Source organism: Salipaludibacillus aurantiacus (assembly GCF_900111295.1).
GTDB classification, from domain to species: Bacteria; Bacillota; Bacilli; order Bacillales; family Salisediminibacteriaceae; genus Salipaludibacillus; species Salipaludibacillus aurantiacus.
Genome location: NZ_FOGT01000004.1, coordinates 175,612 through 193,686, shown reverse-complemented (window position 1 = coordinate 193,686; position 18,075 = coordinate 175,612). Strand labels below are relative to the sequence as shown.

The window sequence follows — 18,075 nt, the reverse complement described above, 5'->3', positions numbered from 1 at the left end:
ACAATCTATTCTAAAATACGATTTCCTTCTTCTTCTAAAGATTCAAGAACTTCATCCGCTGTTTTATTTCCTGTAACAAGCTGGTTCAATAAGCTTTGATAGATTTCTTCTTCCACTTGCAGCCATGATTCGACAGGAGTTGAAATACTTGGATTCTCGAGACCTTCGATAAACACAAGGAACTCCGGATTTTCCTGGAAGTATTCCATGTCAGCCAGGTCTTTTCTCATTGGAACCCGGAATGGATAATACTCGCCATCCTCTCCTTGTTCACCAAGCATGATCATTTCCTGAGCTTCTTTAGAGCCTAAATATTCAATAAGCTGTTTTGCTGCTGCTTCTTTTTCAGGCTCCAGCTCTGTAGGAACAGACAGCATATAAGGTCCAAGTTCTGAAGCGGCCCCTGCCGGTCCTTCAGGCGTAGCAGCTGTTTTTACTTCAAACGGGTTACCGTTTTGCCAAATGTCTGTCACACCCCATGGGCCTTGGAATTCCATAGCCACCAGTTCGTTACGGAAATCTGCCATTACTTCCCCGCCGTCTTTGTTCACTGTATCGGGCGGTGCCACTTCATCGACCAGCTTTTTGTAAAACTCAAGCGCTTCTTTACCTTCTGGCGTATTCAAAGCTACTTTATAATCACCGTTATCATCTTCTGTGACTAATTCTGCACCTGCCTGATGGACAAACATATTAACCATCCACGTAATATCATGAGACTGCTGTCCGACAAGGCCAAGACCGTACTGATCAATTTCACCGTCACCCGTCGTATCTTTAGTCAGTTCCTTCGCTGTTTCGTAAAGTTCATCCCACGTTGCCGGTGGTTCTTCAATCCCTGCTTCTTCAAACATGTCATTGTTATATACTAACTGAATCGTATGCCCGAGCCATGGAAAACCATAGAGGCTGTCTCCTACTGAACCAAGATTCCATAACTCTTCATAATAGTTATCCCTTTCATCTTCAAAATCAGCGGCCATGTCCACAAAGGCGCCCTCTGCTCCTAAGCTTCGAACTTGACGGTACGCCAATTGCATAACTTCCGGTGCCTCACCGCTTAGAATCTGCGTGAGGATACGCTGATTATCCTGTGCACCGCCAACCAGTTCTACTGAAATGTTCTCATTCTGCTCTTCAAAATCTTCAATGATTCGTTGAATGGCTTCCCCGCGACCTGAATCTGTCGCCCAAACAATTTGCATACGAATTGAAACATCTTCCTCTAATTCTTCTGAGGCCGTATTATTGTTTCCGTCATTATTACCATTATCTGCATCCGCCGTGTCATTCCCGTCATTCGTTCCGCCGCACCCTGCCAAAAACAATGTTCCCGCCAGACCGACTGAAGTTAACCATTTGAACTTTTTCACTTGATTCACTCCTTAAGGTAATTTATTTATATAATTGCCATCGATGGCAAAATACACCATTTAAAATCGGTGAGACGCATAGTCCTTCACACCGATTCTCTTTCAATAATTCTTGGTGAAATCATAATCCGTTTCATATTTGATGACCGGCCGTTTAACTGCTCCAATAATATTTTAAAAGATTCAGACCCCATATCTTCTTTAGGCTGATCAATAGTTGTAATGGCAGGCCACAGAAACTCACCCATTTTTATATTGTCAATTCCTAGTACAGCCACATCTTCCGGAATACGCAGGCCCTTTTCCCTGACTGCTCTGTAAACCCCGAGAGCGCGCTCATCACCTGACATAAAAATGCATTGTTTCGGCGAATCTTCTAACAGCCTTAGTGTTTCCTCGTATGCTTTTCCCATACTGGCTACGTCATAATGACATGTGCCCTCAAGCTTGTGCTCTTCACAATAACGGTTAAAGCCGGCTGCTCTTTCTTTATTAACAACAAAGCCTTCATTTCCCAGAAAGAATGTCATTTTCTCATGTCCTTTAGAATGAAGGTACCGGGCTCCAAGATAACCGGCATATTCATTGTCCAAGTCTACAAACGGCGTATCATAACGTTCTCTGTCTTTACCAATCAGCACAAAAGGAACTTCTCTTCGTGAAAGGTATTCAATTCTTTTGTCACCCGGTTTGCTGTCAAACATAATCGCCCCGTCGCAAAGACCGTTTTTCACTAAATAAAATCCGTCGTTTTCATCTTCTTCAAAACTGTCTCCTGAAGATGATGAAATAACCATGCGGTACCCTTCCTTCCTTGCCGCTTTGTGAAGCTCCTGCAGGATTTCATTATGAAACGAACCCCAGTACAGGCCTTCATGACGGTCTATAAAAACGACAATCTGCTTTGTCTTTTTTTCTTTCAGAAGCCGGGCCGGCATATGAACTTCAAATCCCAGTTCTTCAATGATCCGTTGGACTTTTTCCCGTGTTTCTTTTTTTACTTTCGGATCTTTATTAAGCACCCTGGAAACGGTACGCTGGGAAGTGTTTGCTTCTCTTGCTACATCTTTTATAGTAATACGTTTCATTTTTATCAACTCACTTTTTGCCATCGATGGCAAAACTATTGTTGACTAAATGATACCGCTTTCATAATGTTTTGTCAACCTTTCACTGAGAGACTGAGCACTCTTTCGACTGCCTCTTTTAAAGCTTCGTAAGAATAGAGTTTTTTCCCTGTTTCAAAGTTATGAGTCACTACTCTTTCACGATAATCAGGATCTGTTAAGGTTTTGACAAGCTCTTTTGCCGCTGATTCCACTTTATGGTCTTCTACATTAACAAGTTTGTCCTCATTCCATTCGTGTGTATTTCCTAAGGTTGCAAACTGGAACTCTGCCTGCTTTAAATCTGTGACATAAACCGGATATTCATAAATGACCATCGGTTTCTTGGCATAAATTCCTTCAAGAAGCTGGTTGCCCCACCCTTCAAGGATCGATGGATACGTAATAACATCTGCATGGACATAGGCATCCCATAACGAATACATTTTTGTCCCGTTACTCTTAGTCCTCTGTGATTCGATCAAATGATTGATAAATTTCAGTTTAACATTTTTTCTTTCGGCTTTTTCTTTAAGTTTAGTAATATACTCTTCGCTTGCTTCCTCAAGTCCGGCAAGAACATAAACAATCTCACTGTCTTCCGTAAAGGAACGGCCATCATAGAGTCCGTCTGTGGACAGCTTTTTCAAGTTTTCTTCGCTTTGCATTTCAGCGACGACATCAATGCCTAATTCAATCGCCTTTCTTTCTGCTATTCTCGTCGCCTGCAGCACGAGTACATCCTGTTCTTTCAACCCTGCTTTCTTTTTAAAATCAGCGTTGTAGTCATCTTTGGACCAGGGTTCTTCCGAAAAGTCAAAAACATTCGGTACGACTTTAGAAGTAATCCCGCGGCGCTTCATCAACTCATCCTGTGCAATTCTGTTAATAACTGCATGAGTAATTTCAGGCAGATCAGGCGGAAAATAAGTGTTAAGCCATTCAGGGACAAATGAACAGACAGGATTCTCATACTTGTCTCTTTCCCAGTGAAAATCATGGTGGTGGGCAACAGCCTTAATACCCGTCCGCTGCAGAGCTTTGGTAAAGGCGATCCCTGCCGGCAGCCCCCATCCCAATGACCAGATATTATTAGGAATAATCATATCAAGTTCCAGGTCATGTATGGCTTTAATCAGCTTGTTTTCAATACGTTCAGCAAAGTTAAGGATATCTTCTTTTACTTCTTTTTCTGTAGAGTAATCAGTGAGTTTCCCGTAACAGTTCTCGACAAACCGGTTATTTTCCGGATGGAGGTAATGAAGCTCATCAATCACATATGCATCTGATTCTCCTTTACTTCCTGCAATAAAGTACACCCTATGCCCCAACTTTTCAAGAACAATCTTCCATTTCTCCATTTCGAGCGAGACGCCGTCAGTTTCGCCTACTCTGAAATGGGCCAGCGCAATGTTCACTCAGATCACCTCTTTTTACTTTTGCCATCGATGGCAATTATACATGAGAAAACGCTTTCTTTCCAGTGTTATTTTATGGGACCCCTCTCTGAACAGTCAGAGAGGGAGACTTTTTCCAAGATAGATTGTTTTAAATGTCTGGCGGGCCGCATTCTGGAGCAGTGCCCGTCCGTTAACTATCGCTTCCTGAAGAGATATATTTTCATTATTTATTGATACAGGAATAAGTGTGTCGTTCAATTTATCAATTTGTAAAAATTCACCCGTTACAGAGCCGGCAAACAGAATGACCGGTTTATTATATTTTTCTGCGATCTTTGCAATGCCCATAGGGCCTTTGCCGAAAAAAGTCTGTTTATCGAGTTTACCTTCTCCGCTGATAACAAGGTCAGCTGCAGCTATTTTTTCTTCCATGGCTGTCAGATCGGCAATAAGGTCAAACCCGTTTTGTATCGGGGCGTCTAAATAAGATAATAGTGCGAATCCGAAGCCTCCGGAGGCCCCGGCACCAGGAGAAGACTTGAAATCTTTTCCGGTGGTTTCACCGGTAAGTTGTGCAAACTTTGCCATTCCCGCTTCAAAGTAAGGAATTTCTTCTTCTTTTACTCCTTTTTGAGGGCCAAACACCGTTACAGCACCATCTTTGCCTAACAACGGGTTGCTTACATCTGAAGCTACTGTCACTGAAACTGCTTTTAACCTTGAGTCAAGGTGTGACATATCCAAAGAGTAAATTTCTTGCAGGTCTCCTGTGACCCTTTTTATAACACGGCCTTCTTTATCATAAAATTGAACACCCAGAGCCTGTAAAAAGCCAGCTCCGCCATCAACTGTGGCACTTCCACCGATCCCGATAATAATTTTTTCTGCTCCTCTATCAAGAGCAGCTTTCATTAATCCCCCGGTCCCGTGTGTGGAACAGGCATAAGGGTTCCGCTCATCTTCTTTCAGAAGCGTGATACCGGAGGCGGCAGCTGTTTCAATAATCGCTGTCTTTTCTTCTTCATTCCAGGCATAAAAGCTGGTAACCGGACGGCCTAAAGGATCTGAAACGGTATGGAAAACTTTTTCACAATTTAAGGCAGTGACTAAGGCGTCAACGGTCCCTTCCCCGCCGTCAGCCATCGGCGAGAGCTGTATATCGGCGGAGACAGGGCTTTCTTCAATTCCTTTTTTTATGGCTAAGGCGGCTTCTATACTTGTCATTGAGCCTTTAAATGAATCCGGTGCTATAAAAATATTCATGTTAAGCCATCAACTCCCTTTCACCCACACAAACGTGTAAGGCTGCAAGCTAATGGTCAGGTCCTCGGCACCCGGCCATTCCTGCTTGCTTATAAGGTCCTGGAGCTGGCTGTAATTGTTGTTCCAAACTTCCTGCTTTAATGCAATGGTTTGCGTTTCATTGGAGACATTCACCACAGCCGCAATTTCTTCTTTTGAATCTTTGCTTGTTCTTTTAACAGCAAACACATGGTCATTTAAAAATAAGACGTCCTGCTCGCCATTTGGATCGAAAGCTTTTTCCTGCCGGCGGAGCTGAATCATTTGTTTATAGGAATTAAACACCTCATGCCGCTGTGTGCCTGCAGTATCCAGCTCTTTTTCAAGGCTGGAACGGTCCAGTTTTTCTCTGTTAATCGTCCGGAAACGGCCTGTCTGTTTCACGCCTTCATGATAATTGTCCGAGCCGAGAAGACTGTGAACATAAATCCCCGGCATGCCGATTAAGGACAGCAGAATACTCTGGGAAGCTAAAAACCGTTTCACTTTCAGTTTCTGGGCGTCCTCAGGATGGGATAACGCTTCAAAATAGTTGATGTTCAGCTCATAAGGGCTTTGCGTACCGTCTCCATTGTCTTTCATGGAAACATTTCCTCCATGTTCGCGGACTTTTTCAGCCATGGCGTTAACCTGTTCATCCGATAAGATCCCTTTGGCGGGCATCACACCGATCCCGTCATGGGAGGCAAGAAAATTAAAATACGTCGTTTCATCTGATATTTTTTCAAGAGAGTCCGCCCAATTTGTCAGATAGGAGGCGTCCCCCGTATGAAAAGAGTGCAGCGTTAAAGGCGGCAGCGGAAACTGATAGACCATCTGCGCTTCATTGTGGCCGTCCCCAAAATACGAAATATTGTCTTTATGCGGCACGTTTGTTTCGGTAATCATAATCGTTTCCGGCGCCACTGTCTCGAAGACATCCCGGCATAACTGAATAATTTTATGCGCTTCCTCTAAATGGATACAGCTTGTCCCAAGACGTTTCCACATGTACCCTATCGCATCGAGCCGGAGGAACTTGGCGCCTTTTTCCACATAAAATAACAGAAGCTCTATAATAGTCAACAGGACATCTTCATTTTCATAATTCAGGTCAATCTGATCTTCACTAAAAGTCGTCCAAATGTATTTCTTTCCGTGAGCCGTATCAAACTCTGTAAGAAGCGGCAGGGCGCGAGGGCGGGTCACCGTAGTGTAGTCCGCCTCAGGATCTGCTTCAATAAAGAAATCCCTGTAAGTTTCATCGCCTTCAAGATATTTCTGGAACCAGCCGCTTTTCTGTGAAATATGGTTAATCACCGCATCAAACATGATTTCAAAGTCTTCAGCCAAGTCTTCAACGTGGTTCCATTCCCCTAATTCAGGATTTACCTGAAAATAATCTATTACTGAAAAACCGTCATCTGACGAATAGGGATAAAAGGGCAGAATGTGCACCGCAGAAATGACTCCGTATAAATAGCTATTTAAAAATTCATGTAAACTTTTTAAGTAAGGCTTGCCGTCTTCCTGGATCTGATCACCGTAAGTAATAAGCATCACGTCCGATTCATCGACCCATGTTTTGCCCTGCTTCTGAAAAGGGGATCCTTCAAACTTTTGAAGAAGTTCTTCAAGACGCGGGTAAACCTCTCTGCCTTTTTCTTCTCCATAAATTGAAACAAGCTTTTCCTGCATTCTTTTTTTCATTTCACCCGGAATTGGTCGTTTTGCTTCCATGACTTGCATGCCCCTTCCTTTCTTTCGTTAAAACAAGTATATAAGAGAAAACGCTTTCAATCTATGGTATAAAGAACAAAAAAAGAGGGATTTCCCCTTCTCTTTTTGTTCTTCCGGCTAAATATTTACTCTGGTAACCATCTTAAGCGCTAAATAAAACAGCAGGCCTTCACGGAAACTTCTTGGATTATAACCAGTAAGGCTTTCAATTTTTTTCAGGCGGTACTGGAGCGTATTTTTATGTATAAAAAGAGCCTCTTTTGTCTTTTCAATGCTTTGGTCATGCTGAAAAAAGACATCTAATGTGTGAAGCAGGCTTTTATGCTCCTCTTTTAGCATAAAAGGGAAGTGGCGTGTGATAAAATCAATTTGATTCTCGTCGGCCAGATAAATTAACAGGGATTCGGCACCCAATTGATTATAATAAACAAATGGCTGCTGTTTCTGTGTTAATTCAAGTGCATGGCCGGCTTCTTTAAAGGACTGAATGGTTCCCTGGATCCCTTTATTTTTCCCGCCTACCCCGCAAGTCAGCTTAAAAGGAGTTCCTTCTGCACGCCTGCTCATAAGATCAATGAGCTTTTGAGCTGTACTTTCTTCCGTTGCATCGTTAATACTTGGAAGAAAAACAAGCTGATTCGTCCGCCATGAAAGAAACAGGTCCTGAGAATGGCTATCTGACTGCCGGCGGATCCACGTTAACGTATTTTCCATCCATGATTGACGTTCAAGATCCGTATAAAGATTGTTTTCGTCGTTTAACTGAAAAACGAGTGCTGCTCTCGTATAATCGACATTTACATTTAATGTTTCTCCGCGGAGCTTAAGTGTTTGCTCATCTGTGTACTGTTCGAGCAGCCACTCCTGAATGAACGAGTCCTTCGCCTGGGTCTCCAGCTGAAGCGTCCTTTTAATATATGCTTCATTAATCATTAATTCTGTCATTTTTAAAATGATATTTCCGTAGCTTTCAACTTCATCAGGGTGTCCGGTAATCCCTATAATTCCCAGAACGCTGTTTTGGAACAGAATAGGCATGTTTATGCCTTCCTTTGCTCCCTGAAAAGTTTCGTTAGGGTAAATACGGACGGTCCGCTGTTCCTGTATGGCCCGCAACGCTCCTTCATGGAAAGTCCCGATTCTTTCATGGTCTTTACTCGCAATAATGACGCCATCCGCATTCATGACATTAATATTGTAAGGAATAATTTTATCCATTTCCTTCACAGTATGCTGTGCAAAATCAGCAGAAAAAATATCCATGACGCTTGTCCCCCCTTGTCCTGCTCTTCACTTAGGATAACTAATTCGGGTTAAATAATCCATTTGGAAACGACTGGGGTATTCTATTCAATAATAGTGCAATTTTAAATAAGTGGGGGGTGGAAATTTCTGGACGGGGATTTGGAAGCAAGCAGAAGTCGGCAAACCAGGCAAAAAAATATTGTTTTTCTGCTTAAGGTCATCTATCATTAAAGGGAACGTATGCTCTGTTTTAATTTCTTTAATCCCCCCCCGATGATATGTATCTCCTTCTTTTTTAAAAATCTCCCTCTTCTATCTATTCAAATTTCACACAGAGTTAACAACTTAATAAAGGATGATGCCCATGTTTGTAAAAAAACGAGTTCCCTCCTACGAATTGCAGGTTCTTCAAAGTCTGAAACCCCGTATGTATTTTTCTGAAACGCTTCAAAAACGGTATAATTTATTAGTAAAGGGCTTTGAAGGGGAAATATTATTAGACCGCTGGCTGCACACTTTAGCCTTAGAGTCGCTTGTTTTGCCTGATCTGATTTTTGAAGTGAACAAATCTTGCATTCAAATTGATACTCTTTTCATCACTCCTGCTTCCACTTACTTGTTTGAGGTTAAAAACTATGAGGGCGAGTTTAAAATAGAAGGAGACAAATGGCGCACCCGTGCCGGAAATGACATTCAAAACCCTCTCTTCCAGCTGCACCGGTCGGAAACAATTTTCCGGCAGGTCTTGCAAAATCTGAATCTGCCTCCCGTTAATTTGAAACCTCTCGTCGTCTTCCCTAATCCTGAATTTACACTATTCAATGCTTCCCCCGATCTGCCAGTCATTTTGCCGACCCAATTACCCAGGTTTTTTAAAAATATAGAAGCCACCCCGGGTCATTTATCAAAGAACATTCTAAATATATCAAATCAATTATTATCTCAAAGTCTAACTAAATCTCCTTATTTAACGCTCCCGGAATATACTTATTCACAGCTTAGTAAAGGAATTCTCTGCCCTAAGTGCTACTCCAGGCTGAACAAAATCACTCAACGCGAATTAAGATGCGGAAAGTGTCACTATTCAGAAACAGTCCGTGAGGGGGTGTTTCGGAGTGTAAAAGATTTTCAATTACTTTTTCCGGAAAAAGAATTAACAACGGCGGGAATATATGAGTGGTGCGGAGGAACAGCGGCAAAAAAAGTGATTCAAAATACGTTATTTTTACATTTCACACAAAAAGGAAAGCACAAAAAAGTGTGTTATATATGAGAGGAATTAACTTATAATTAGAGACCCGCTCGGACTCCTTGTCGCGGCATGAGTGGCTCGTATCTTCATTTTATCGTCCGCTCATCTGCGCTTACTCTCGATGAGTGGACCTTTTATGTCGTTTATTGACCCGTTCGGACTCCTTGAACCGGCATGAGTGGCTCGTATCTTCATTTTATCATCCGCTCACCTGCGCTTACTCTCTATGAGTGGACCTTTTATGTCGTTTATGACCCGCTCGGACTCCTTGAACCGGCATGAGTGGCTCGTATCTTCATTTTATCATCCGCTCATCCGCGCTTGCTCCCTCTGAGTGGACCTTTTATGTCGTTTATGACCCGCTCGGACTCCTTGTCGCGGCATGAGTGGCTCGTATCTTCATTTTATCGTCCGCTCACCTGCGCTTACTCTCTATGAGTGGACCTTTTATGTCGTTTATGACCCGCTCGGACTCCTTGAACCGGCATGAGTGGCTCGTATCTTCATTTTATCGTCCGCTCATCTGCGCTTACTCTCGATGAGTGGACCTTATTTCTGTTTATGACCCGCTCACCTTCCTGACCTCACGCCGAGTCGCTCTTTTCCTGTCCTGCCCTTCCTAAACGAGCCCTCCCGCTGATTCATTTCAGCCGCCGTGATAAGCCGTGCCAGACGTAGTAGACTTCCCTGGACAACTTGGCCGCATCTTGCTGAAGCCAGCCATGCAAATCACGGAGGGCTCTGTCTTCCGCTTCTGCCGGGACAATTCCTTTACCCATTTCAAGCATAATAAGACACGCCTTGCCGCCGTGCCGTTCTTCTTCCCTCACAAGGTCTGTAAGAAGCTTACTATACTTCCTGCGAAGTTTATCCAGCTGACTGGCTTCTCCGCATCTGAGATCCTCCAGCAGCCAGTTTTCCCACCCCTCAAAAACGAGGCCTGCACCCGGCTGCCAAACGTGTAACCAGTTATCCAAACGATCATCGTTATAGCTCGACAGCCAGGACAGCTCCTGAGAACCCTCATTGAAGAGTTCCTTTACAATTCTTCTTTTTCCGCTGAAGGCACCGCCTGTAACGAGTTGCATGTCCACTTGCCTCCTTCGTAAATGAGCTTTAAATAAAGTGCCTGCCCATGCCTTATAGTGACATGCCAGAAAGATTCGCTTCTCCTAAAGACCGAAACAAGATACCGGATGACTCCGCCGTGCGTCACGGCAAGTGCTCTTGTTTTTCTCCCGGCTGCAACACCTTCCTGTCCGGCCAAAAGATCATTCAGCCACTCGTCAAGCCGCCCTGAAAATTCTCTCCACGATTCACCGGCCGGAATGGGCTGAAGCTGCGGATGATCAATCCACCGGCGGTAATCTTTCAAATTCTTAAGGTCTTCATATGTTTTGCCTTCCCAGTTTCCAAAATCGCATTCTCTTAATCTCTTATCTGTAACCGGATGCACTCCGGGCATAAGATAATGTAAGGTTTCCCGGCAGCGGAGCAGGTCGCTCGTCCAAACCTGGTCAAACTCCATGCCGGCCATCTCTGATTTTAAATCAGCCAGATCATCAAGGCGCTCTTTCATACAAGGTTCGTCTGTATGACCTAAATAACGCTTCTCCTTATTCCACCTGGTTACCCCGTGACGAACGAGGTAAATATCCAAACGAGGAGCAGTCCCCATAGTTCGCCTCCTTCAATTGCAGTACCGGTTAAATCTCCGTTAATACCCTTAAATGTTCTGACTGTCCACCATCCGTACAGACCTATGCCTGCTGCAAACACAGGCAGGATCACCCAATACTCCGGCAGGAAAAAAACAAGCACCGCCGCCGGCAGAAAGGCTGCCAGTAAGTCAGCCGGACCGGTATTCTGTTTCCAATGCCAGGCGAGCCCTTCCTTTTTTGCAGCTGGCAGTAAAATAAGTAAACACGCCGCGACAAACCTGGCGAGTGCTGGAATCATCACCAGAAATAAAAGACTCCCAGCTGGCACCGCTCCTATAAGCATGTATACAAGCATCGTTTTCCAGCCGAGCAGAAAAAACAGCGCAACGATGCCAAAACTTCCGACGTGAGGATCTTTCATTATCTCCCACTTCTTTTTTAACGGGGCATTTGAGCCGGCCGCATCGGCGACATCCATCACGCCGTCCAGATGTAGGCCGCCAGTCAGCCATACCCAGAGAGTGACAATCATTAGAGCCATCATCTCAGCCGGTAAAAATGGGGACAGACCCCAAGATAGCCCTAAAAGAATACCGCCGGCTGCGATCCCCACCAGAGGGTAACAACGGATAGCCCACCGGCTCGTTTCCGGCGTCCAGGGACACTCCACAGGGACTGGAATTCTCGTAAGAAACTGAACTGCCAGTAAAAAGCCGTATACCGGGTTCTTCATCCCGCCTCCCCCTTCCAGTCCAGCGGAAGGCCTGCATTTACTTGTACGGCCCGATCAGCCTGTGACACTATGAAACGGTGAACAGCCTCCAGTTTATAAGTATAATCAGCTATCATCCTGTCGCTTGAAGGCAGATCTTCATTCACATCATTAGAGACAAAAAGGAGCTGCTGTTCTTTCTCTTTGGCAGCCTGAATCAAACCGCCAATAATGTCTGTCAGTTTTGACGTTCGTGTTTCCTTTCTATAAAACAGCATATTATTCAGCCAGACAGTCAGGCAATCAACCAGTAAGACATCGCCTTTTCCGCCTGCCTCTGATACCTGCCTAAGATCCCAGGGAACTTCGATCGTCTGCCATATTTCCGGACGACCGGCCCGGTGGCGCCTGATCCGTTCTGCCATTTCTTCATCAGAAGCTCTCGCTGTCGCTGCATAAATAAGATTGACTGCTCCGTTTTTTCGCTCTGCCTCTTCATAAAGCTCTGCTGCTTTATTTTCGGCATATGTACTTTTGCCGGAACGGGCTCCTCCGGAAATAAACCAGATCATCAGTTATCTCTCCATTCAGCGAGTTTTTCAAGCAGCTGGTCGTTCGCCGGTTTGTCCAGAACAGCAAACCGCAGATATTTCCCGTCCAGTCCATTAAAATTATGTGTGTGGCGGGCAGCGATGCCTTTTTTCAATAAAAATTTAAGCAGCTCATCTGCTAAACCAGGGTCTCTCCTGTCCCGAAGGAGATAGAAATTTACAGACGAAGGTGACATATCAAAATCGAGTGAGGATAACTGGAGCCTGATCCTTTCTAATTCCCCTTTTACATACCGGCTGGACGCAGCTGCAAATTCCGCTGCTTCTTCGCCTGCCAGCACCGGGATCAGCGAACTGGCGAAACTGTTGACACTCCATGGCATCTGCCACTCTCTGACAGCCCTAATGACCTCAGGCGCCCCAAGCATATAGCCAGCACGTACCCCGGGTACCGCAAACATTTTAGTAAGGGATCTTAATAAGATAAGATTGGAAAACTCGTTTAAAAGGGGCGTTAGATCCCCCTCTTCCTTTGGAAGAAAATCCGCGAATGCCTCGTCGATCACGAGAAAGGTACCCGTTTCTTTCCCTTTTTCCAGAAGTATGCGGATATCTGCTTCAGACACTACTGTTCCTGAAGGATTGTTCGGACGGCAGATAAAAACCACTTCTGTCTCAGCCAACTCATCCAGAACCTGATCCAGCGGGAAATGAAACTCTTCTTCGACCCTCAAAAAAACAGGCTTTACTTCAAGATGATAATGGCCGCATGCCCGTTCATATTCCAGAAAGGTAGGTTCAACAATGAGGGCCCGCTTTCCTTCAAAGTACTTTGCAGCTAAAAATACAGCCTCTGCCCCGCCATTTGTTATGAGAACTTGATCTGTCTCTGTGCTGTTAAAGGCTGCTATATGAGAGCGGGCCTCACCGTAATCAGGGTCAGGATAACGCGCAATCGATTCTATACTTTCCCTGAGGTTTTCAGTTACAAAAGACGGAGGGCCTCCAGGATGAATATTCGCGCTGAAGTCCAGTATTTCCCTGCCTTTTGAAAGGTTAAATTGTTTATGTAACACGTCAGGCTGTCCGCCATGTTTAGGCCAGTTCATTCCCATTCTCCTTTCCGGTGATTAAAAAATGATGGCTAATAAAATAAGCAGCAGCAGAAAAACAATCCAGCCGCCATGCATGAATGTGATAGCTCGGTGTATATGACAGCACCTTAGTTTTTCTAGCGGTTCTCCCATAGGCGCCCGTTCCGAAACCACCCCGTTATACGTGTTCCGGCCGCCAAGCTGAACGCCGAGAAGGCCGGCTGCTGCCGCTTCTGACCAGCCACTGTTAGGGCTCGGGTGCTTACGGGCATCTCTCAGCGTCATTTTAAAAGCATGGGTGATGCGTGCTCCGGGAACAAACAGGGCCCCTGCCAGCATAGTCAAAAATGTCAGCCGGGCCGGAAGCCAGTTAAAGAGATCGTCGAGTCTCGCGGCACTCCAGCCAAATGAGTAAAAACGTTCGTTTTTATAGCCAACCATTGAATCCATTGTATTCACAGCCCTGTAGGCCATAGCTAAAGGAGCTCCGCCGATTAAAGCCCAGAATAATGGGGCTGTTATGCCATCCACAGTGTTTTCTGCCACGGTTTCCACAGTGCCACGGACAATGCTGCTTTCGTCAAGATCCTCTGTGTCGCGTCCGACAATCATACTGAGCTGGTGCCGTGCGTCGGCTAATCTTCCCTGCGATAAAGGAACTGCCACATTTAAAGCGGCTTCTTTCAGCCCCTTAATGGCGATCGTGGTTGAAATGAGCCAGGCTTCCAAAACAGTTCCGGCAAGCCAATGGATATTATAAAACAATGAAAGCAATAAAAAAGAAGCACCATACACGATGGTGACAATAACGGCCGTAAGCAGCACGCCTCTTCTTCTTTTTTGACGGCCGGACCCTTTATTAAGCTTTTTCTCCAGAAAAGAAATGAGTTTGCCAAATCCAACGACAGGGTGCGGCAGCCATTTCGGGTCGCCAAACACAAGGTCGAGGAGGACAGCGGCTCCCATTAAAATAATGATTCCCGGCGGGATCAGCATCTCCATTTAAGACCTCCGCTGCCTTTTCTCATATTTACGGACAGCTCCTGTGACCGCGTCATAGACAGCCGTTCCTATCGCTTTCCCGGCAACAGTTCCCGAACCGGCATAAGGGGTCCTTTCGACTTTCTGAGTCGTCCCGATTAACAGGCTGTCAGTAGACGTCCCGGTAGCAATTGTGCCAGTATAAGGATCTTTAATATTTAAATCCTGCAGTGCTTTAGTTTTTGCTTCAGTCGCGGATAGACAGGCGTTGACGAGTGCTCCGTCTGTGAAATGACTGTCAAGGAAGACCATGATATTAATTGTTCCTATTTTTCCTATCTCACTGTCCAGTTCTTCACTTGTAATGTCGACGGCATTTCCCACCCCGGCGGTGACCATGGCCAGAAGCCTGATTCCTTCATATTCTTTTTCAAGCAGCACCATATCTTCAAGCTTCACTGCGGTCATCATACCGGCAGCCTTTTCAGGAGGGATACCCTGGTTTGCCATCCAGTTCGTCATGTCATCGACAGGATCGCCGCCGTCGTAATTCTTATTGACATGAAAATTACAGAAATGGTTTAACCATTGAATTCCTTCTCCAGTCACGCCGTTTGAGATCGTTCTTAACGGGTCATTAAACTCAATATGGATCAGCCCTTCATTTTGCCGCACTCGGTATGAGCGGGAGAAGTGATCTTTTTGCGGGTCTGCCTTCTCCTCAGGTGTCATCAGCAGCTGGGGTTTCGGAACATACGGGTGCGGCTGGGATTTCACATCCACTTCATAGACTTGCCGCAGGAGCGATTCATCCCGGAGAATGTCCACACCTCCTGTTTTCAGGAAACTGCCTTCATGAAGTAAAGCGACTCTGTCGGCATAAAGGGCGGCCACATTTAAATCATGTAAAATCGCAAAGACAGTCAGACCATATTCTCGCTGCCATTCCTTTAACAGGTCAAGCATATGGAAAGAATGTTTCACATCGAGATGATTGGTCGGTTCATCAAGCAGCATAATTTTTGGTTCCTGTGCCAGCGCTTTAGCGAGAAGAACCCTCTGCTTTTCTCCTCCGCTGATTAAACGGAACTGTGTGTCCCGGTATTTTGTTACACCAGTCAGTTCCATCACGTCATCAATGACTTTCCGGTCCTGCCTGGAGAGGCTTTTAAACAGACCTTTTTGGAAGGCATACCGGCCGAGACTGACAATTTCCTCCACAGTAAAATCAAAGGACACGTGGGCTTCCTGAGTAAGTACAGCAATCATACGGGCCTTTTCCAGCTTTGAAAATCCGGACAGAGGCTTTCCATCCACCGTGATTTCTCCGCCGGCTGCAGGCAGAGCCCCTGTAATCAGTTTAAAAAGGGTGGTTTTCCCGCTTCCATTTGGACCTAGAAGACCAAAGAACTCCCCTTTTTCAAGAGAAAAATTTACATTTTGTATCACTGGCTTGTTTCCATAGCCGCCAGTGAGATTTTTAATCCCGATCATGCCGTTTTCCCCTTTCCAAGCCGGTTTCTGATAAGCAGCAATGCAAATACCGGTGCGCCAATTAATGCCGTTATGACACCGATCGGCAGTTCTTTTGGCGCGATAATTGTCCGTGACACCAAATCAGCTAAGATAAGAAATCCCCCTCCTGCCAGTAAAGATAAAGGCAGGACATGCCGGTGGTTAGGGCCGCTGATCAGCCTGACTAAATGCGGAATAACAAGCCCCACAAAACCAATCATTCCTGAGACGGCGACAGAGGCGCCTGTTAATAAAGAAGCACCAAGTAAAATGACTATTTTTCCCCGCTGCACGTTCACTCCAATATGTTCCGCGGCTTCTTCTCCTAAAGCCAGGGCGTTCAGCTCCCTGTAATGAATAAGAAGAAGAAACATGCCGATAAGCATAAACGGCACTATAAGCTGCACATGGCTCCAGCCTCTCATGCCGACACTGCCGTAAAGCCAGTAGATAATCTGGGTCATCGCGTCCTGGTCCCCAAGTGCGATAATCAGGGAAATGACCGCCCCTATAAAAGAACTCATAATAATACCAGCCAGGATAATGGTTTCTATCGCCAGACTCCTGCTCGCAATTTTCACCAGTCCAAAAACGAGCATCAGTGCAAGAAAGCCGCCGATGATCGCCATCACGGGCAACGTAAAACTTCCAAGGCCGAAGATAGTCAGCTGAAAAAATATGACGGTGACAGCCCCTAAAGCGGCCCCGGAAGACACGCCGATAGTGTAAGGATCAGCGAGCGGGTTCCTGAGAAGCCCCTGAAAAGCTGCCCCCGCAAGTGCTAATGAGGCGCCGACACAAAGCGCCAGAAGGACGCGGGGAAGACGAATATTCCAGATGATCCGTTCTTCATTAGCAGGCACCTCGGCCATCAAAGACCAGCCTAGTACATTGTCTGAAAGAATATGAACGACATGTCCGACAGGGATCGAGACACTGCTCCAAATGAGCGAGAGGAGGACAGCACCTAAAACAAATCCTCCACTCAGCACGTACACCCAAAAAATCCGTTTACTTAAAAACGTCCGGATAAACGAGCTCGGCAAGAGTCTCCACTCCTTCAATCAAACGTGGACCCGGCCTCGTCACTGTATCATTATCCACATCATGAATCCGCTCATTCTGTACGGCCGGTACTTCAGCCCACCCGTCCCGTGAGAGGACTTCCTGCTGCGGGTCATCTACATAATAGCCGTAAGTGGTGATGATCACATCCGGATTTAACATGACGATTTCTTCTTCGTTTAAATTAACCCATCCTTCTTCTTCTTCAGCTGCGTTCACCGCGTTAATAGACTCAAGCATTTCATGCATAAATGTGCCTTGCCCGGTCGTAAAAATATCCGGTGACGGCGCGACTTCTACCCAGACTTTTTTCTGGTCTTCTTCAGGTATATCAGCAGCCTGCTCTTTAATTTCTTCGAGTCTCTCTTCCATATCTGCTACTATTTCATCAGCCCGGTCACCCGTTCCTGTAGCTTCGCCTATCATCTGGATTGTTTCATATACCTCTTCAAAAGAGTTTCCGCCTTCAACAACGATGACATCAATTCCCGCCTCTTCATACTGGTTGAGGATATCTGAATGATTTTCCTCATGGTAAGCCTGGACAAAAACGATGTCCGGGTCAAGTGAGAGAATGAGTTCAGGGTCCATATCCTGTGCGCCTACATTGTCAATGTCAGCTGTTTCTTCAGGGTAGTTACAGTATTCAGATACACCGATCAGCCTGTCCCCTGCCCCAAGCTCAAAAAGAATTTCCGTATTACTCGGCAATAATGAGACCAGCGTCTCAGGTTCTTCGTCAATTGTCACTTCATTGCCCGTGCTGTCTGTTAAAGTTACCGGGAACCCATTATCATTTCCTTCTCCTGCCTCGTTTGCATTCTCATTCCCTGCGGCATTTTCTTCGGCGTTATTTTGTACGGCGTTGTTGCCGTCATTCTGTTCATTGCCGATATTGTCCTCTTCATTTCCGCACGCTGTTAGTAAAGTTGCAGCCATTGCTAGTCCTGCAGTTACCTTTCCCCACTTTTTCAACACGTTTTCCATTTCCTGTTCCTCCTGCATATGTAATAAATTTTTGCCACAAAAAAACGCCATTCCTTAAGGAAAAGCGCTGAATGTTTATGTTCTTAATACCGGTGTGTATATACGAGGCACC

The 18,075-nt window shown here is 45.4% G+C and carries 16 protein-coding genes; 1 reads left to right on the top strand and 15 read right to left on the bottom strand.

From position 1 onward, the window contains the following. Positions 1 to 5 precede the first annotated feature (5 nt). The 6 genes from BMW59_RS06405 to BMW59_RS06380 form a co-directional block, all read right to left on the bottom strand. Positions 6 to 1,373 (bottom strand): ABC transporter substrate-binding protein, encoded by a 1,368-nt coding sequence (locus BMW59_RS06405; protein WP_093049005.1) that lies wholly within the window; start codon positions 1,371 to 1,373, stop codon positions 6 to 8. A gap of 86 nt (positions 1,374 to 1,459) precedes the next feature. After that, a complete protein-coding gene (locus BMW59_RS06400; protein WP_177174215.1) occupies positions 1,460 to 2,461 on the bottom strand; it encodes a LacI family DNA-binding transcriptional regulator in 1,002 nt (333 codons plus the stop codon). Between the two features lie 74 nt (positions 2,462 to 2,535). Then, positions 2,536 to 3,897 carry a glycosyltransferase family 4 protein gene (locus BMW59_RS06395; RefSeq protein ID WP_093048999.1) on the bottom strand — a complete coding sequence of 454 codons (1,362 nt, stop codon included), beginning with the start codon at positions 3,895 to 3,897 and terminating at the stop codon, positions 2,536 to 2,538. Between the two features lie 96 nt (positions 3,898 to 3,993). Continuing rightward, entirely contained in the window at positions 3,994 to 5,142 is a 1,149-nt protein-coding gene (locus BMW59_RS06390) for a glycerate kinase (RefSeq protein ID WP_093048996.1), read from the bottom strand. A 9-nt stretch (positions 5,143 to 5,151) separates the two neighbouring features. After that, positions 5,152 to 6,900 (bottom strand): alpha-amylase family glycosyl hydrolase, encoded by a 1,749-nt coding sequence (locus tag BMW59_RS06385; protein ID WP_245732973.1) that lies wholly within the window; start codon positions 6,898 to 6,900, stop codon positions 5,152 to 5,154. A 117-nt stretch (positions 6,901 to 7,017) separates the two neighbouring features. Further along, positions 7,018 to 8,163, bottom strand: a complete 1,146-nt coding sequence (locus tag BMW59_RS06380; protein ID WP_093048993.1) for a CdaR family transcriptional regulator — start codon at positions 8,161 to 8,163, stop codon at positions 7,018 to 7,020. A 346-nt stretch (positions 8,164 to 8,509) separates the two neighbouring features. Here BMW59_RS06380 and BMW59_RS06375 point away from each other — a divergent pair, with 346 nt between their 5' ends. Continuing rightward, positions 8,510 to 9,418: a nuclease-related domain-containing protein gene (locus BMW59_RS06375; protein WP_177174214.1), complete on the top strand. Its 909-nt coding sequence runs from the start codon at positions 8,510 to 8,512 to the stop codon at positions 9,416 to 9,418. Between the two features lie 620 nt (positions 9,419 to 10,038). Here BMW59_RS06375 and BMW59_RS06370 read toward each other — a convergent pair. The 9 genes from BMW59_RS06370 to BMW59_RS06330 are packed head-to-tail and all read right to left on the bottom strand — an operon-like array spanning position 10,039 to position 17,963. Then, the gene (locus BMW59_RS06370) at positions 10,039 to 10,485 is read right to left on the bottom strand and encodes a bifunctional adenosylcobinamide kinase/adenosylcobinamide-phosphate guanylyltransferase (RefSeq protein ID WP_093048986.1); all 447 of its coding nucleotides are present in this window, start codon (positions 10,483 to 10,485) and stop codon (positions 10,039 to 10,041) included. Further along, positions 10,437 to 11,075, bottom strand: a complete 639-nt coding sequence (locus tag BMW59_RS06365; RefSeq protein ID WP_093048983.1) for a histidine phosphatase family protein — start codon at positions 11,073 to 11,075, stop codon at positions 10,437 to 10,439. Before BMW59_RS06365 ends, BMW59_RS06370 begins: the two co-directional genes overlap by 49 nt. Continuing rightward, a complete protein-coding gene (locus BMW59_RS06360; protein WP_093048980.1) occupies positions 11,027 to 11,791 on the bottom strand; it encodes an adenosylcobinamide-GDP ribazoletransferase in 765 nt (254 codons plus the stop codon). The genes BMW59_RS06365 and BMW59_RS06360 overlap by 49 nt, the downstream gene beginning before the upstream one ends. Then, positions 11,788 to 12,342, bottom strand: a complete 555-nt coding sequence (locus BMW59_RS06355; protein WP_093048977.1) for a bifunctional adenosylcobinamide kinase/adenosylcobinamide-phosphate guanylyltransferase — start codon at positions 12,340 to 12,342, stop codon at positions 11,788 to 11,790. Before BMW59_RS06355 ends, BMW59_RS06360 begins: the two co-directional genes overlap by 4 nt. After that, positions 12,342 to 13,430, bottom strand: a complete 1,089-nt coding sequence (cobD, locus tag BMW59_RS06350; RefSeq protein WP_093048974.1) for a threonine-phosphate decarboxylase CobD — start codon at positions 13,428 to 13,430, stop codon at positions 12,342 to 12,344. The genes BMW59_RS06355 and cobD overlap by 1 nt, the downstream gene beginning before the upstream one ends. Before the next feature lie 21 nt (positions 13,431 to 13,451). Then, a complete protein-coding gene (gene cbiB / locus BMW59_RS06345) occupies positions 13,452 to 14,417 on the bottom strand; it encodes an adenosylcobinamide-phosphate synthase CbiB (RefSeq protein WP_093048971.1) in 966 nt (321 codons plus the stop codon). Continuing rightward, positions 14,418 to 15,890 (bottom strand): adenosylcobinamide amidohydrolase, encoded by a 1,473-nt coding sequence (locus BMW59_RS06340; protein WP_093048968.1) that lies wholly within the window; start codon positions 15,888 to 15,890, stop codon positions 14,418 to 14,420. It abuts the gene before it with no gap. Continuing rightward, positions 15,887 to 16,957, bottom strand: a complete 1,071-nt coding sequence (locus BMW59_RS06335) for a FecCD family ABC transporter permease (RefSeq protein WP_093048965.1) — start codon at positions 16,955 to 16,957, stop codon at positions 15,887 to 15,889. Before BMW59_RS06335 ends, BMW59_RS06340 begins: the two co-directional genes overlap by 4 nt. Continuing rightward, positions 16,923 to 17,963, bottom strand: coding sequence for an ABC transporter substrate-binding protein (locus BMW59_RS06330; protein WP_093048962.1), 1,041 nt, complete (start codon positions 17,961 to 17,963; stop codon positions 16,923 to 16,925). Before BMW59_RS06330 ends, BMW59_RS06335 begins: the two co-directional genes overlap by 35 nt. Positions 17,964 to 18,075 lie beyond the last annotated feature (112 nt).

What these genes read in the sequence shown, in the direction of transcription:
- BMW59_RS06390 (WP_093048996.1), bottom strand. Translation starts at nt 5,142, where the DNA reads ATGAATATTTTTATAGCACCGGATTCATTTAAAGGCTCAATGACAAGT.
- BMW59_RS06400 (WP_177174215.1), bottom strand. Translation starts at nt 2,461, where the DNA reads ATGAAACGTATTACTATAAAAGATGTAGCAAGAGAAGCAAACACTTCC.
- BMW59_RS06380 (WP_093048993.1), bottom strand. Translation starts at nt 8,163, where the DNA reads ATGGATATTTTTTCTGCTGATTTTGCACAGCATACTGTGAAGGAAATG.
- cobD (WP_093048974.1), bottom strand. Translation starts at nt 13,430, where the DNA reads ATGAACTGGCCTAAACATGGCGGACAGCCTGACGTGTTACATAAACAA.
- BMW59_RS06355 (WP_093048977.1), bottom strand. Translation starts at nt 12,342, where the DNA reads ATGATCTGGTTTATTTCCGGAGGAGCCCGTTCCGGCAAAAGTACATAT.
- BMW59_RS06375 (WP_177174214.1), top strand. Translation starts at nt 8,510, where the DNA reads ATGTTTGTAAAAAAACGAGTTCCCTCCTACGAATTGCAGGTTCTTCAA.
- BMW59_RS06385 (WP_245732973.1), bottom strand. Translation starts at nt 6,900, where the DNA reads ATGGAAGCAAAACGACCAATTCCGGGTGAAATGAAAAAAAGAATGCAG.
- cbiB (WP_093048971.1), bottom strand. Translation starts at nt 14,417, where the DNA reads ATGGAGATGCTGATCCCGCCGGGAATCATTATTTTAATGGGAGCCGCT.
- BMW59_RS06330 (WP_093048962.1), bottom strand. Translation starts at nt 17,963, where the DNA reads ATGGAAAACGTGTTGAAAAAGTGGGGAAAGGTAACTGCAGGACTAGCA.
- BMW59_RS06365 (WP_093048983.1), bottom strand. Translation starts at nt 11,075, where the DNA reads ATGGGGACTGCTCCTCGTTTGGATATTTACCTCGTTCGTCACGGGGTA.
- BMW59_RS06360 (WP_093048980.1), bottom strand. Translation starts at nt 11,791, where the DNA reads ATGAAGAACCCGGTATACGGCTTTTTACTGGCAGTTCAGTTTCTTACG.
- BMW59_RS06340 (WP_093048968.1), bottom strand. Translation starts at nt 15,890, where the DNA reads ATGATCGGGATTAAAAATCTCACTGGCGGCTATGGAAACAAGCCAGTG.
- BMW59_RS06370 (WP_093048986.1), bottom strand. Translation starts at nt 10,485, where the DNA reads ATGCAACTCGTTACAGGCGGTGCCTTCAGCGGAAAAAGAAGAATTGTA.